General features: G+C 36.3%; 9 protein-coding genes. 8 read left to right on the forward strand and 1 reads right to left on the reverse strand.

Annotation, left to right across the window (positions count from 1 at the left end; genetic code table 11):
- Positions 1-7: 7 nt before the first annotated feature.
- The 8 genes from OCV82_RS11875 (at position 8) to OCV82_RS11910 (ending at position 13973) form a co-directional block, all read left to right on the forward strand.
- On the forward strand, positions 8-1261 hold the full coding sequence (locus tag OCV82_RS11875) for a DUF4995 domain-containing protein (protein ID WP_154044583.1): 1254 nt from the start codon (positions 8-10) through the stop codon (positions 1259-1261).
- 95 nt (positions 1262-1356) lie between these two features.
- Complete coding sequence (locus OCV82_RS11880; RefSeq protein WP_154044584.1) at positions 1357-4524, forward strand: SusC/RagA family TonB-linked outer membrane protein; 3168 nt, start codon at positions 1357-1359, stop codon at positions 4522-4524.
- 12 nt (positions 4525-4536) lie between these two features.
- The gene (locus OCV82_RS11885; protein WP_154044585.1) at positions 4537-6216 is read left to right on the forward strand and encodes a RagB/SusD family nutrient uptake outer membrane protein; all 1680 of its coding nucleotides are present in this window, start codon (positions 4537-4539) and stop codon (positions 6214-6216) included.
- A gap of 4 nt (positions 6217-6220) precedes the next feature.
- Complete coding sequence (locus tag OCV82_RS11890; RefSeq protein ID WP_154044586.1) at positions 6221-7588, forward strand: sulfatase family protein; 1368 nt, start codon at positions 6221-6223, stop codon at positions 7586-7588.
- A 12-nt stretch (positions 7589-7600) separates the two neighbouring features.
- Positions 7601-8539 carry a DUF3575 domain-containing protein gene (locus OCV82_RS11895; RefSeq protein WP_262543630.1) on the forward strand — a complete coding sequence of 313 codons (939 nt, stop codon included), beginning with the start codon at positions 7601-7603 and terminating at the stop codon, positions 8537-8539.
- Between the two features lie 22 nt (positions 8540-8561).
- On the forward strand, positions 8562-9599 hold the full coding sequence (locus OCV82_RS11900) for a DUF6562 domain-containing protein (RefSeq protein ID WP_154044587.1): 1038 nt from the start codon (positions 8562-8564) through the stop codon (positions 9597-9599).
- A 40-nt stretch (positions 9600-9639) separates the two neighbouring features.
- Positions 9640-11247, forward strand: coding sequence for a DUF6562 domain-containing protein (locus tag OCV82_RS11905; RefSeq protein WP_154044588.1), 1608 nt, complete (start codon positions 9640-9642; stop codon positions 11245-11247).
- A gap of 182 nt (positions 11248-11429) precedes the next feature.
- Complete coding sequence (locus OCV82_RS11910; RefSeq protein ID WP_262543631.1) at positions 11430-13973, forward strand: DUF4962 domain-containing protein; 2544 nt, start codon at positions 11430-11432, stop codon at positions 13971-13973.
- A gap of 86 nt (positions 13974-14059) precedes the next feature.
- Here the strand turns inward: OCV82_RS11910 and OCV82_RS11915 are convergent, their stop codons facing one another.
- Positions 14060-15469 (reverse strand): alpha-L-fucosidase, encoded by a 1410-nt coding sequence (locus OCV82_RS11915; RefSeq protein WP_154044589.1) that lies wholly within the window; start codon positions 15467-15469, stop codon positions 14060-14062.
- Positions 15470-15561: the final 92 nt, after the last annotated feature.

Here is a 15561-nt window from a genome sequence, read left to right on the forward strand (position 1 = left end):
TATAATTATGAGATTTTTTTTGAATTTGTTTTTATCTGGCATATTTCTTTCATCATGTCAGTCTAATGTAAATAATGAGAAATGGGTATGTGATGCACTTGATGTTGCATCTTATCAACTGAAATTCACGGCACAAGAACTAAAGGATTCTGTAGTGATGCCACGTTCTTTATGGACAGGATATGATGTTAGCTTCTTGGAAAGTCAGTTGGAACGTGATGCTTCTACTTTTGCCGATTCTTTATGGGCTAATCCTCCAAAAGAAAAATTAGGAACAAGGAGAAATTGCAATATATATGACTGGACAAGTGGCTTTTTCCCTGGAAGTTTGTGGTATGCGTACGAGCTTACAGGAGATGCTGATTTGAAAAATGAAGCTATAGATTATACCAATCGAATGTTTCCTATCAGTAAATATAAAGATAATCATGACATTGGTTTTATGATAAACTGTAGTTATGGTAATGCAATGCGTCTTGCTCCGAATGACAGTATCATGGATGTGATAGTAGAAACAGCTGAAAACTTGTGTTCAAGATTCAATGTGCAGATAGGATGTATAAGATCATGGGACTTCGGGCATTGGAATTACCCGGTTATAATAGACAATATGATGAATCTTGATTTATTGTTTAACGCTACTAATCTTACAGGAAACCAAAAGTATAAACAAGTGGCAATCAAGCATGCATATACGACAATGAAACATCATTTCCGTCCTGATTTTACTTCGTTTCATGTTGTGAGTTATAATGATGACGGTTCTGTTGAACTGAAAGGTACTCATCAAGGTAAAAACGATGATTCGGCTTGGGCTCGTGGTCAAGGTTGGGCTGTGTATGGATATACTTCTTGTTATAGAGAAACTAAAGATGTGAAATTTCTTAATCAGGCTGTTAATGTAGCAGAAATGATTATAAAACGTAATGTAGCATCAGATAAGGTTTGTTATTGGGATTTTGATGCTCCGATAAAAAGAGAAACTCCGCGTGATGCTTCTGCTGCAGCTGTTATAGCTTCTGCATTCTTAGAATTAAGTACATTTGCAGAAAATGGTGACAGATATTTTGATTATGCGGAAGAAATATTGAAAAGCCTATCTTCAAAAAAATACCTTTCTGAAAAAGGTCAAAACAAGGGTTTTGTACTCATGCATTCTGTAGGCTCTCTTCCTCATGGTTCTGAAATTGATACACCAATAAATTATGCTGATTATTATTATTTGGAAGCATTGAAACGCTATAATGATTTGAAGAAATAATACGTAATCAAAATAAGATAAAACGGTTTTGAAATTTTAATATGATACAATCAGATATATTTGCAGTCGTAAAATAGCTGAAAAAGAATAGTATTATGAAAAATGTGTATAAAAAGTTAGTAACAGGTTTTCTTTTTATGTTTATGTTTTGTGCAACTTTAATTGCACAGAACATAAACATATCAGGAAAGGTAGTAGATGATACAGGGCTTGAAGTAATTGGGGCTAATATTCGTATTAAAGGTAATGCAAATGTTGGTACTATTACAGATATGGAAGGGAAGTATACTATTTCGGCAAAAGCAAACGACGTTCTGATATTCTCTTTTATAGGAATGGCTTCGCAGGAGATTGCAGTGAAAGGCCGTACGGTAATAGATGTAAAATTGAAGCAGGATAATAAAGTTCTTGATGAAGTTGTGGTTATCGGATACGGAACATCGAAACGTAGTGATCTTACAGGTTCTGTTGTTTCTGTAAAAAGTGATGATATTATGAAAACACCTACTTCGGACGTAACGCAGGCATTGGCGGGTCGTGTGGCTGGTGTACAGGTAATTCAGTCAGAAGGTGGACCTGGAGCTTCTGTCTCTATACGTGTACGTGGAGGTATATCCATCACTCAAAGCAATGAACCTCTTTATATAATTGACGGTTTTCCCAGTGAAGATGGAATGTCAAACCTTGATCCGGGTGAGATTGAAAGTATAGATATTCTTAAAGATGCTTCTGCCACTGCTATATATGGTGCACGTGGTGCAAATGGTGTTGTCGTTATCACAACTAAAAGTGGGGGAAAGAATGGTTCCAAACTTGATGTGAATTTCGACACTTATATAGGTTTTGCAAAAATAGCGAAAAAGCTGCCTGTATTGTCTTCCAAAGAGTTTGCGATATTGGATTATGAAAGAAATCTTTATTTTAATGGTGAAGATGGTGTAAATCGTTTTCAGAACTTATACGGTTCATTTATGGAAATTGATGAGAATTATTCAGATAGAGGAATAGATTGGCAGGAAGAAGTATTGGGACGTACTACAACTAGTCAGAACTATAGAATAAATGTTTCAGGAGGTAATAAGGATACAAGTTTCAGTATGGGCTATGCTTATTTCAAAAACCTAGGTGCTATGGTATATAGTGGTGATGAAAAACATAATATATCACTTAATGTTTCGCACAAAGGTGGAAAACGTTTATCTGTTAATGCACGTTTAAACTTTACTCAACAGAAAATATACGGAATGGGAACATCCGAAGGTAATGCCCGTTTCAATAAGATGGAACATATTATTCAGTATCGTCCAATTGCAGGTATTACAGGAACAGAACAAGGTCTGTTAGAAGGGGAGGACCCATTGCTGGTAGATGATGAGTCCAATCCTATGCAGAACCCTCTAATATCAGCAGAGCAGGAAACAGATGATAGAACAGCCCGCACGTTTCAGATTAACGGAGGATTAAATTTCCGTATAAGTAAACGTTGGACATTTAAAAGTTCTCTTGGTACCAGATATTATATTCTTCGTCGTGATCGTTTCTATGGAGAATTGTCAGCTATAGCCAAGCGTTCGAGTATAAATGGTAGTATACAGTATTCGGAGAATGGAAGTTTTCAGACATCTAATGTCTTTAACTATGAATACAAGACCAAAAAACAGAAATTTATTGCAATGTTTGGTCAGGAATGGGTATCCAAGTGGACACAATGGGTTAATTCTACAGTAACAAACTTCCCTAATAATGATATTGGATTGAATGATACTAGTATTGGTACTCCAGGTACTATTACTTCTAATGTAAATTATGACGATAAGCTTTTATCGTTCTTTTCGAGATTTAATTATAACTTCAAGGAACGATATCTTGTTACTGCTACCGTACGCGCAGACGGGTCGTCAAAATTCAGCAAGAATCACAAATGGGGATTTTTCCCGTCTGTATCTGCCGCATGGCGACTTAGTGAAGAAGATTTTATAAAAAAACTGGATGTATTTTCCGATTTAAAGCTTCGTGCAGGATACGGTCTTGCAGGAAATAATCGTATAGCAAGTTATGCATCGTTGTCATTGCTGTCTTCAGCTACATATCCGAGTGACACTTCCATGTCGCCGGGTTATGCTCCTTCTGCAATTCCAAGCGAAAATTTGCAATGGGAGTCCAATAAGACTTTTAATATGGGAATTGATTTTGGCTTTTTCGATCAAAGGCTTACCATTTCTCCGGAATTTTATTTGAATAAGAGTTCACATCTTTTGCTTAATTCTAAAGTTCCTGCCTCTTCTGGTTATACCACTATGTTGAGAAATATCGGTAGGACGAGAAATGTAGGTGTAGATTTGTCTGTTTCTTCTGTTAATATACAGAATGATAATTTAACTTGGAGTACTGATTTTAATATGTCTTTTAATAGAAACAGGATTGAAGCTCTGTCAGGTGAGGATTATTTTCTTGAGGAGGCTAAGTTCGGATTTAATCAGAATACTCATAAAATAGCCGTAGGAGAGCCGATTGGACAGTTCTATGGATTTAAGACATTGGGGCTTTATGAAGTAGATGATTTTAATTATGATCCTTCTACAGGTACATATACTTTAAAGGATGGTGTTCCTGTTAGGGATGGAGTACAACCAGGTTCCTGGAAATTTGCTGATGTTAATAATGACGGTATTGTGAACGATAATGATCGTACGGTAATTGGAAATGCTAATCCCATTGTATATGGAGGTTTAAACAATTCAATATCATATAAAGGTTTTGATTTTAGCTTCTTCTTTACTTATAGTATTGGTGGAGAAGTGTTGAATGCAACAAAATTGAATAATACTCTTATAGGCGGTACAAACAGAAATGCTCTTGATCTGGCAAACAGTTCACACAGATGGATGACTATAGATTCTGAAGGAAATAAAGTTACTGATCCTGAATTGTTGAAACAAATAAATCAGGGAAAGACTGTTGCTTCCGTGGCAGATTTACAGCAAGGTAGCTATTATGTTCATTCATGGGCTGTGGAAAATGCTTCATTCCTTCGTTTAAGTAACTTGACTTTGGGATATACATTTCCTCGCAGTATGCTTAGAAACTGGAGTATAAAAAAGCTGAGATTGTATTTCACATCAAGTAATCTCTTTATTGTTACACCTTATACAGGTTTTGATCCGGAGGTTTCTACAAAAGGCAACAATCTTACTCCGGGAGTAGATTTCGGAGCCTATCCACGTAATCGTTCATTTGTATTCGGATTAAATGTGACATTATAAATCTTAATAATCATGATAGCTGTTATTAAAAAAATATTGATTAGTGTATCTGTTATATTGTTTGCCTCATCGTGTGAGGATAAACTGACAGAAAGACCTCTTTCCTATTACGAGAAATCGGAATTCTTCAAATCGGAAGAAAACGCAGAGATGGGAATAGTGGGAATATATAATGTTTTGCCTTCTTTGTATGGTGATAATGAAATGGCTTTTGCTTCTTCAGATGATACTTATTATGTTAGTGGAACAAATTCAGATAATGCCAGAAGGGATATTTCTCACTATAGACTTTCCACAACAAATAAATACGTAGAAAGTGTTTGGAATGATACTTATAAGGGATTGGAACGTGCCAATTATATGATTGAAGGAATAGAACAAATGAAAGGATATAGTAAATCTGCAGTCTTACAGAGTTTAGTGGCTGAAGCAAAATTCTTGCGTGCTTTCTTTTCTTTCAATCTTGTTAAATATTGGGGTGATGTTCCATATAAGACATTCTATACCACAAATTATGAAGATACATATCAGCCAAGAACTTCACGTGATGAAATTTATAATCAGATAGTTGATGATCTTTGTTTTGCCAAGTCACATCTCGAGTGGGCTACCGAAGCGGATTCGCCAGAACGTGCAACTCAAGGTGCAGCTAGAGCTTTACTTATGAGAGCTTTGCTTTTCAGAGCTGGTTATAGCCTTAATATGAACGGTGAGCTTACCAGACCAGATGATGAAATAAGACATGAGTACTATAATCAGATTGTCTCAGAATGGGAGGCTTTTGCAGAAAGTAATCATGGATTTTATGAAGGTGGGTATGAAGAACTTTTCAAGAGCTTTTCTGCAGGTAAATTAAATACTAGGGAAAGTATATTTGAGGTTGCTTTTTATACGCTTGATGGTAAAACAGGAGCAAGAGGATACTGGGGAACTTACAATGGTCCTTATGTTGATGCACCTGTAATTAAAAATACAGAAAGTAAAAAGTATATGGGACGAGCTAATGCCTTGTTTCGTGTAATTCCGGAATGGTATGATTTTTTTGACTCAAACGACAAACGTCGGGATGTCATGATTTGCCGTTACAAATATGAGTGGGATAAAGAAAAGTATAATCACGTAAAGGTAAGTCAGGAAAGAAGTAAGAAGAATTGGTATCCGGGAAAATGGAGAAGAGAATGGATGCCTGTCGGTTATAGAGATCCAAATCTGACTGACGTAAATTACTGCAATATACGTTATGCTGATGTTGTTCTTATGGCTGCTGAGGCTTATAATGAACTAGGGAAAACAACGGAGGCATGGTCTCTTATTAATAAAGTAAGAGAACGTGCTGAGGCTACTCAGATAAATTCTTCTAATTATTCAGACTTTTATAAAGCTCCGAAGGTTTATGATCTTCCTTTTATAGACGACGGAAATGAGCAAGGGCGTATTCGTACTGCATTGTATTGGGAAAGAGGTTTTGAGTTGGCATTCGAACTTCATCGAAGATTCGATCTTGTCAGATGGGGAATTCTTGCTGAAGCAGTAAAACTTACAGGTGATAAATCAGTAGTAAATGCCAGTTCGGAGAAAGCTTATATAGCTGGAGATAATTATGAAAAAGGTAAACACGAACTTTTCCCAATACCATTGGATGAAATGCAAATAAATTATAAGTTGAATAATATTAATAATCCTAAATATTGATACTATGAAGTTTTTTATACCAAACGTAATGATATTGGGGATAATGATTCCGGTAAGTGTGTTTGCCAAACAGGAGAAGCCTAATATCATTCTAATAATGACAGACCAGCAATCAGCTGATGCTATGAGTTGTGCAGGTAATCCTGATTTATATACTCCTAACATGGATAAGTTGGCCAGTAGAGGTGTACGTTTTGAGAATGCCTACTGTACATTTCCTATAAGTGGTCCTTCTCGTTCTTCTATTTTTACCGGATATATGCCGAGTGAAATAGGGCAGATTGCAAATGGTCTCCCTTTGCCGGATTCGCTTGTGCAAAACACTCTTGGTACGATAGTGAGTAATGCAGGATATGAATGTGCATATGCAGGAAAATGGCATGTACATACTAATTCATTGCCCGAAGAAAAATCATTTGGGTTTGAACGTTTGCATTTACATAATGATTTTGGACTGGCAGAATCTTGTGTTGGTTTCTTGAAAAGAAGACACGATACCCCTTTCTTCCTGGTAGCATCTTTTGACAATCCTCATAATATATGTGAGTATGCGCGTAAGCAGAATACTCCTTATGCGGATATAAAAGAACCTGAAATAGGTGATTGTCCAAATCTTCCTGATAATTTTCAAATAGCACCTTATGATGCAGATGTGCTGAAGTATGAGAAATCTTTAGTTTATCGTCTTGCCCCTACAAGCGGTTATACGTTTGACGACTGGCGTAGATATAGAAATGCTTATTTCAGACTCGTGGAAACTGTCGATAAGGAGATAGGAAAGATACTGGATGAAATAGATCGCCAGAATTTGTGGGAAAACACTGTAATTATATTTACAAGTGATCATGGTGACGGCCAAGGTGCGCACCAATGGAATCAGAAGACAGCACTTTATGAAGAAATAGTTAATGTTCCTTTTATAGTTTGTCTTCCCGGTGGTAAGAATTCAGGCAAAGTCTTGTCTCAGTTTGTAAGCAATGGTATTGATATTATGCCTAGTGTTTGTGATTGGGCAGGAACTGAATTCCCATCAGGAAGGAAAGGGCTGAGTGTGAGAAATATTGCAGAAAAAGGAGATTTGAATGCACCACATCGCCCGTATGTAGTTTCAGAAACTGTGTTTACGGAAACTGGAGGAGGAACAAAAGGCTGGATGGTAAGAACAGATAAATATAAGTATGTACTTTATGACAAGGGACTTTATAGAGAGCAGTTATATGATATGCAGGATGATAGAAGTGAGATGGTTAATTTGGCTGTTGAGAATGAATACTTGCAAATATTGCAGGCTCACAGAAAAATACTGTCTGAATGGATGAGTAATAATACTGCAGTTGAAGCATCAAATTTGAAATTTATACCGAAAGATTAATAATTATGATAAATGAAAATGAAATATAATATGATTGCGAATCTCTTATTTTTATCAGTTTTTATGACTTTTAGTTGTAATGAAAAACAACAGATTAAGTCAGAACATATTTCATTAGCGATGGAAGAGAAAAGTACTTCAGATACCGATTCTTTTTATAATGCTACTGCTTCTTTTACTACAGAGTCAGAAATAATGGTAGATAATAATTCTTTATTATCTGAAAATAATGAGATTATTTCAAATGAAATAAGTAGTATAAAAGAAGAGGAAGTAATTGAAGAATCCAATGTTGAATATAATGTTTCTGGCAGTGAATTAAAAAGTACTGATACATATTCTTATCAAAAACCACTTAAAACAAAAGGAACAAAGACACGTATAAATATTGGGAAAAAGGTAGAAAAAGAGTCAGTTAAAAAAGAAAGTACAGATAAAAAGTCGGTTAAAGACACAGGAATAGCTAAACGTTATGTCTCGGTTAAGACAAATTTTGCATATTGGGCTGGTGCTGTAGCAAATCTTTCAGCAGACATTCAATTACATAGGAAACTTTCTTTAGAGCTTCCTTTCGACTGGAGTTTATGGGATATTGAAAGAGAACATGGAGTGAGACTTGTACTTTTTCAGCCGGAAGTCCGATGGTGGATGAAAAATGTGGGTAAAGGGCATTTTGTAGGTGTTCATGCTCATGCTGGAGTCTTTAATGTGAAATGGAAAGATATTCGTTATCAGACAGCCGGACGTCCACTCCTTGGTGCAGGTTTGACTTATGGATACTCGTTACCTTTTTCTGAACATTGGGGCGCAGAGTTTCTTTTAGGGGTTGGTTATGCCAATATGAAGTTCGATGAATTCTATAACATTGACAATGGTGCCAAGATCTGTACGGATGAATTGAATTACTGGGGTATAACTAAGTTGGGAATTTCTTTAGTTTACCGATTTTAATTGACCATTTAAACTTTGAAGAATGAAAAAGAATATATTTATAAATAGGCTTGTACGCTTTATTATAATTGCTGCCTGTCCGGTTTTGTTGAACAGTTGCCTTATGGAATATCCTGAAATGACTGAAAATGGAGAAATAGGAATAGATCCGACTTTGGTAACTGTGAATGCTGTGGTTTCTGTAGATCTTGGCAGTTCTGAGGCTGGAAACGTAGATTTGGATTCACGTTTGGAAGAGAAAATATATAAGCATAGAATCGTTGTTGCTGCCTATGAAGGTAGGGAACTAAGAGCTCAGAAAATAATTTATGAGGACAAGCCGTTGACTAATCGTTTGCAAACAGAGGTAAAGCTTGAACTTCACGCACGCAAATATACTCTTGTGACCTGGGTAGATTATTATAGCGAAGATGAAAATCCTATATATGATATATATACTGATCAGGGCCTTATTTTGATCAGAAAAGGCAATAATAATTATTTAGGCAACTCAGAGTATAAGAAAGCATATTATAGTTCAGAAGAACTTGATCTTACAGAGTACAAAGATAGATGGGGTGAAACGGTTCCTGTTGAAGTAAAAACCATATCACCAATGATTCGTTATGAACTTGTTGCTACTGATGTACAGAAATTTCTTGACAATAATCCACATACTGAAAGTATCCAGTTGACATTGACTTATAATGATTATGTTCCAACAGGATTCAATGCACTTGACGGTATTACAAAAGAGGCTTTTAAATTCCAGTCTTTCAGCCGTACTATCAAGCGGCCGGAAAATAATCAAAAAGAACTTTCATTATTATTTGATTATGTGTTTGTTGATGATGTGCGTTCGAGAAATTCTGTATCTCCTCTTTCGGTAACATTAAAAGTTGAGGATGTAACAGATCCGAATAAAAAAGTAGAACTTGCTTCTTCCACATTCAATCTTGTTTTTCAGAATACAGAAAATGAGAAAATAACTTTTGATTTCCTTACAACAAAACCAGGTGATGGTGTAGATGTAGATACAGATTTTGGAGGAAATGCAGAAGTAGAAGTACCGGTAGAATAATATTTTTATTATATAATTTAATGACTAAAAATAAGTAATTATGAAAAGAAATTTATTTTTTGCAGCTTCAGCTTTGTTAATGGGGCTATCTTCATGTGTTCAGGAAAGTTTGACAAATTCAGAGTCGCTTGCTCCTGTAACAATGACTGTTAATGTACCTTCTATTATAAACAGTAGCGAGTCACGTGCCTTGCCTACACCTCCTGAAGGTCACTCTTTACGTTGTATTATGCTGGTTGATTATTCTTCTGCCGAAGATTTGAGAATTGAGAAAATAGCAACAGGATCAGAAGTAAATGGTGCTTTCCGTTTTTCTTTTACTCCTGCAGAGAATAGCTATACCTGTTATTTCTGGGCTGACTATATTGATGAAGTTACTGAAGAGGCAGATAACTATACTGACAAATATTATACAACAACCGATTTGGCAAATATCTCTTACAAAGTAACAGATAACTCTATTTTCAACAATACAGCATGTGATGCCTTCTATGGAAAGGCTTTAAATGGAGTATCTTCGGTAACTCTTAAACGTCCGTTTACCAAATTATCTGTTGTAGATAAGAACCAGCAGACAGTAAACGATGCTACATCGTTAAGCATTTCATATTCAGTTCCTAGCGGTTTTAATGTCAAGGATAACACAACAGCAACAACTCAGGAAATAAAATTAGAAGGTTCTGCTCCTGTTGATATTGAAACTTCAACATGGTTCTATAATTATGTTTTTGCTGGATCAGATGATAATCAGCTTGGAGACATCTCTATGACTGTTGGCGATAAAACCAATACTGTTAAGGGACAGAATATTCCTTTGCAGGCTAATTATGAAGTAACTGCTTCTATTGATTTTGCATCAGCAAATACTAATGTAGGTATTGATGTAGATATTGATGATTCATTTGTTGATCCGGCAGCACCGAAAGTTGGTCAGTTCCTTCAGAAAGATGGAACTTTCTCAGATACTTATGCAGCAGATAATTCTATAGCAATAGTATTTGCTGTAGGAGCCAAAGGTAGCGATACTCCTTCGAATTATGGTGAAAATTTTAATGGTAAAAAAATCTGGGGATATGCTATGGGGTTGAGCAGTGTTGCCCGTAAGGCTTTTACTACTGTCGATACTCCTCTTGATTTGACTTCAATAGGTATTGAAACTCCATGGGCTGCCGATGATTATAATGGTTATGTTTATACACAGAAATTTATGGAAGCTGTAAATACGAATTCTTTGAGCAGTTCACAGTTGATGGCTGAATATGAAGCATGGAAAACTACTAATTCAGTTTCTGGATTGAAGAATGTCAGTGGTTGGTATATACCTTCTTCACGTCAGTTGCTTGATGTTATGGGTATGACTTTGGGATATACAGGAGTGGAAAGTGAAGAACCTTCTTCTATAACAAAAGATGAAGAATTTGCAGGTCTTCTTAGCAGTTTAATGACTACAGACAAGTCCTGGTTCGGAGCTCATACAAGTGCTTCAAATGTAATGTCCAGTTCAGTGACCGAAAGCGGTCAGGTTATGGCTGTACAAACATCATTAGTTGATGGTGCCGAAACCATAAGTAAGGCATTTGGAGTAAGTGTAAATTCAAAGGCGTCAACATTTGCCATCCGTCCTGTTATCACAATATTTTCGAAATAAAATAGTGTAATAATTAGTAAGTTTTCAATAGGGTAATATATAATCAGTTAGCTGTTTGACAGCATATAAAATGCACCTTTATAATAATTATGATATGGAATTATCATATAAATTAGAGGTGCATTTTCTTTTTCTTGAAGTTATTGTATTGTTTGTAGAATACAATTTAAACAATATTTAAAATGATGATGAAAATAGTAGAGAATGTATTTTGGATTATAGGAGCCTTTTTTGTTATGACTTCGTGTTCTGATAAGACAGAGATACCATTGCCTATGGAACCTCAAAAACAGGATATTCCGGATGCATGGCATGATAAAACTCGCACTCAGCCATATCCAAAAATGTCAAATGAGTTGTATATAAACCCGTCTCCTTTGATAGTCCCTCAGGAAATGAAGAAAGGGGAGTTCTTGCAATTCCAGCTTTCGCAGGATGATAGCTTTGGTAATGAAAATTCCATAACATCTGAACTGCAAAAATGGTGTATGTATAATCCACATTTCAGTTTGTCTCCAGGAAAGTGGTTTTGGAGATATCGTAATGTATGTGCAGACCAGAATTATGGTGAATGGAGTGAGTCCATTCCGTTCGAGGTGAAAGATGATACTCCGGTTTTCCTGACACCTGTATTTGAAACGTTTAAATCAAATCTTCCCAAGCAGTTTCCGCGTTTATACTGTTTCCTTAGTCCTTATATGAGTGATGCAAGAGCGAAGGCAACTTCACATCCCGAGTTTAAAGCATTGGTGTCACGTGCAAAATCGGCTTTGGACATTGATTATGCATCTCTGATGTTCCCTTTCAGTGAATCAGGATTGGAAACTGTAGCAATGAATGTGGAATATCTTTATCAGGCATATATGATTACCGAAGACGAACAGTACCTGAAAAAGATGGAAGAAATATTTATGCTTTTTATAGACAATCCATATAGTGACTCGGACTTGTTCAAGGACAATTTTTCGTCAACTAATATTGCATACGGTATTCTTGCTCCATATGATTTGTTATATGATAAACTACCCGCTGATAAAAAATCTATTGCTGATGAACAACTCTATCGTATAGCCGAATATTATTTCAGAATGTACTGCGGAATGCAGGAAAATCATATATTCGATAATCATTTTTGGCAAAAAAATATGAGGGTGTTGTTTCAGATTGCTTTGTGTATGTATGATAATCCTTCTTATGCAGATATTATGTTGGAAATGTTGGAATATTATTATGAACTGTGGACTGCCAGAGCTCCTGCTTCGGGTTTTAATAGAGATGGTGCATGGATAAATGGTACAGGATATTTCGAAGCCAATATAAAGACATTATACTATATGCCAATGATTTTGTCATACATATCGCATGCTGACTACCTTCAACATCCGTGGTATCAGAATGCAGGACAATATCTGCTTTACAGTTGGCCTCCTAATTCAAAAAGTGCAGGCTTCGGCGACGGTAGCGAGAAACGTGATGAACCAGGAAGACAGCGTGCTGCCTTTGCTGATTTTCTGGCTAGGGAAACAGGCGACCAGTATGCAGGTTGGTATGCCGGACAATGTTCTGATTTGATAAAGCAGGATATTGATCTCAGGCTATACAGAATGGCCAACACCGAAAAATATAATATGTCTTTGCCTGCTGATGCTCCTAAGATGAAGTGGTATAAGGATATAGGTGAAGTAGTGATGCACAGCGATTTGGAATATATGGAAAATAATATGACACTAAGTTTCCGCTCTAGCACATTCGGTTCGGGTAGTCATACCTTGGCCGATCAGAACAGCTTTAATCTTCTATATGGTGGAAAAGAAGTCTATTATCATTCAGGATATTATCTGAACTTTAGTGATGCGCATAACATTATGTCTTACAGACATACCCGGGCACACAATACAATTCTTGTAAATGGTATTGGTCAGCCGTTTTCCACTGAAGGTTATGGCATGATAATGCGTGCTGGTAGTGGAAGTAACATCAGTTATTGCCTGGGAGATGCATCAAAGGCGTATAGCGGAATTACTGATGATGAATTATGGGTAAATGCTTTTGATAATGCAGGAATAACTCAGACACCGGAGTTCGGATTTGGAAGTACCCCGCTTACTAAATACAGAAGACAGATGTTTATGCTTAACCCGAATATAATACTTATTTATGATGAGCTTGAAGCCTCGTCACCGGTAAAGTGGGAGTGGTTGCTTCATAGCAAGTCAATGTTTGATATTGATGGATTGTCTTTTACATCGCGTACGTCAGACGGAGTAACAGCAGTGGCACAAATGTTTAGTGAAAACGATGTCAATATTACGCAGACTGATAAGTTTGTTGTTCCTCCTGTTACATCGTCAACATCTGATTATCCTAATCAATGGCATCTTACGGCAACAGTTGAAGATAAGTCGGCATGTAGGTTCCTGACAGTAATTCAGATAATGAAACCTGGAAAAACTGCATTAGAAGTCAAAAATAATAATGGAAGCATTGAATTGGGGCAGTGGAAGATAGATGTAAATCTGTCGGCAGATAAGCCAGAGAAATTGTTTGTAAGGAATTTGGTAAATGGAGCTGCTTATAGCTATGGTTCAGATAATCCGCTCTTAAAAGGTGAGTTATATAATAGAAAATACGTAAATTCATCTATTCTTTATGATAAAGTTAATGGTGTATTTACCACTGATGAGCAAATTGATATTTGGCAAATTTCAAGCAGAATATCAAATTAGAAACGATTTATTATTTATAAATGAAACAGGTTGTCAAATATTATGATTCCATAATCTGACAACCTGTTGTTTATTTTACGTAATCTTTATTTTTTGAAATATAACGCTATTGGTTCATCTTTCAATCCTTCAGGAAGAGTAACGGTTACATTATCACCGTCGCATGAATATTTTACTTTTCTGTTGTTATTTACAATGCGGATATTACCTTTAGGCATGTTGCCTTTCCATGATATGGTTTTAGGAAGTTTTTCTCCTTCAGGAAGAGCATATATGGCGTATATGGTTTTCTTATCTTTCGAAGATGTAAACCAGGTATTTCCATCATTATAATTTGGTGTTATTCTTGTTGAATAAATAGCCTTTCCGTAGTTTTTCAGCCATTGTCCGGTTTCTTTAAGCCGTATAACAGCTTCTTCTTCTATTGTTCCTTGTGGGGTAGGACCTACGCCTACAAGGAATGATCCTCCTTTTGCGGTAATCTCAATCAGAGTATTGATTATCCATCTTGCCGACTTGTATTCTGTCTTTTCTCTCCATCCCCATCCTTTGGTAAGCTGGATGTTGCTTTCCCATGGGTAATCCAGCTGCTTTGGCGGAATTCTCATTTCCGGTGTTGCATAGTTCTCGTTTTTTCCCGGAACCGTACGGTCAACGGCAAGCATTCCCTTTTGAGTCTTTCGTGCTTTTTCTATTATTTTATCAAGTTCTATATCTTGTCCGTTTTCAGGTCTTACTTGTCCTCCGTCTAACCATAAGATATCAATTCTGCCATACTTGGTAGTAAGTTCGTCTATTTGTTGAGCTGTATATTTCTTGAACCTCTTCCACCATTCCGGATGTTGCTTTATTTTGTAATTTACGTTTCTGTCCGGAGTTGCCATATCCGGATTCCAGTAAAATTCGCTGTGCCAGTCCGGTTTGGAAAAATAGGCTCCAATCATGAAATTCTTTTTACGGAACTCATCAAAGACATGGTATGTTACATCTTTAAGAGGGTTGTTTTTGAACGGACCTTTAGTAATTGAGAAATCTGTAGTCTGTGTGTCGAACATACAGAAACCTTCGTGATGCTTAGTAGTGAATACAATGTATTTCATTCCGGCGTCAGACATTATATCGGCCCATTCTTCAGGATTAAATTCTGTAGGATTGAATTTTTGGCTCAGGTTCCAGTACCATTGCTTGAACTGTTCGTAGTTCATGTCAGGCTGGATTTTTTTTCTTCTGTTGTAGAAACGTTCTTCTGAGCAGAGAGGCCATGATTCGTTTATCCCTTCTACAGAATAAAGTCCCCAGTGAAATATTACCCCAAATTTCAGGTCTTGCCATTTATCAAGTTTTTCTAATACATCAGGATCTGTAGGCCATTGATATGTTTCAGACATCAGGTGTACATCTGTTTCTTTCTTATCAATGAAATGCTGTCCATAAGAAAAACCGGTTGAAACGGCAAATACCACAATTGCATATGTGATTTTTATAATAGTTTTCATACGTAAATATTAAGCGTCCTACACATAAAGTAGGACAGGTTTATACTAAAATTGATATAAAACCGAGTATTTTGACAAAAGAAAGATTAGCA

Origin of the sequence: Bacteroides cellulolyticus (assembly GCF_025567135.1) — a bacterium.
GTDB lineage: Bacteria > Bacteroidota > Bacteroidia > Bacteroidales > Bacteroidaceae > Phocaeicola > Phocaeicola cellulolyticus.

What these genes read in the sequence shown, in the direction of transcription:
- OCV82_RS11910 (WP_262543631.1), top strand. Translation starts at nt 11,430, where the DNA reads ATGATGATGAAAATAGTAGAGAATGTATTTTGGATTATAGGAGCCTTT.
- OCV82_RS11880 (WP_154044584.1), top strand. Translation starts at nt 1,357, where the DNA reads ATGAAAAATGTGTATAAAAAGTTAGTAACAGGTTTTCTTTTTATGTTT.
- OCV82_RS11895 (WP_262543630.1), top strand. Translation starts at nt 7,601, where the DNA reads ATGAAAATGAAATATAATATGATTGCGAATCTCTTATTTTTATCAGTT.
- OCV82_RS11885 (WP_154044585.1), top strand. Translation starts at nt 4,537, where the DNA reads ATGATAGCTGTTATTAAAAAAATATTGATTAGTGTATCTGTTATATTG.
- OCV82_RS11875 (WP_154044583.1), top strand. Translation starts at nt 8, where the DNA reads ATGAGATTTTTTTTGAATTTGTTTTTATCTGGCATATTTCTTTCATCA.
- OCV82_RS11890 (WP_154044586.1), top strand. Translation starts at nt 6,221, where the DNA reads ATGAAGTTTTTTATACCAAACGTAATGATATTGGGGATAATGATTCCG.
- OCV82_RS11900 (WP_154044587.1), top strand. Translation starts at nt 8,562, where the DNA reads ATGAAAAAGAATATATTTATAAATAGGCTTGTACGCTTTATTATAATT.
- OCV82_RS11915 (WP_154044589.1), bottom strand. Translation starts at nt 15,469, where the DNA reads ATGAAAACTATTATAAAAATCACATATGCAATTGTGGTATTTGCCGTT.
- OCV82_RS11905 (WP_154044588.1), top strand. Translation starts at nt 9,640, where the DNA reads ATGAAAAGAAATTTATTTTTTGCAGCTTCAGCTTTGTTAATGGGGCTA.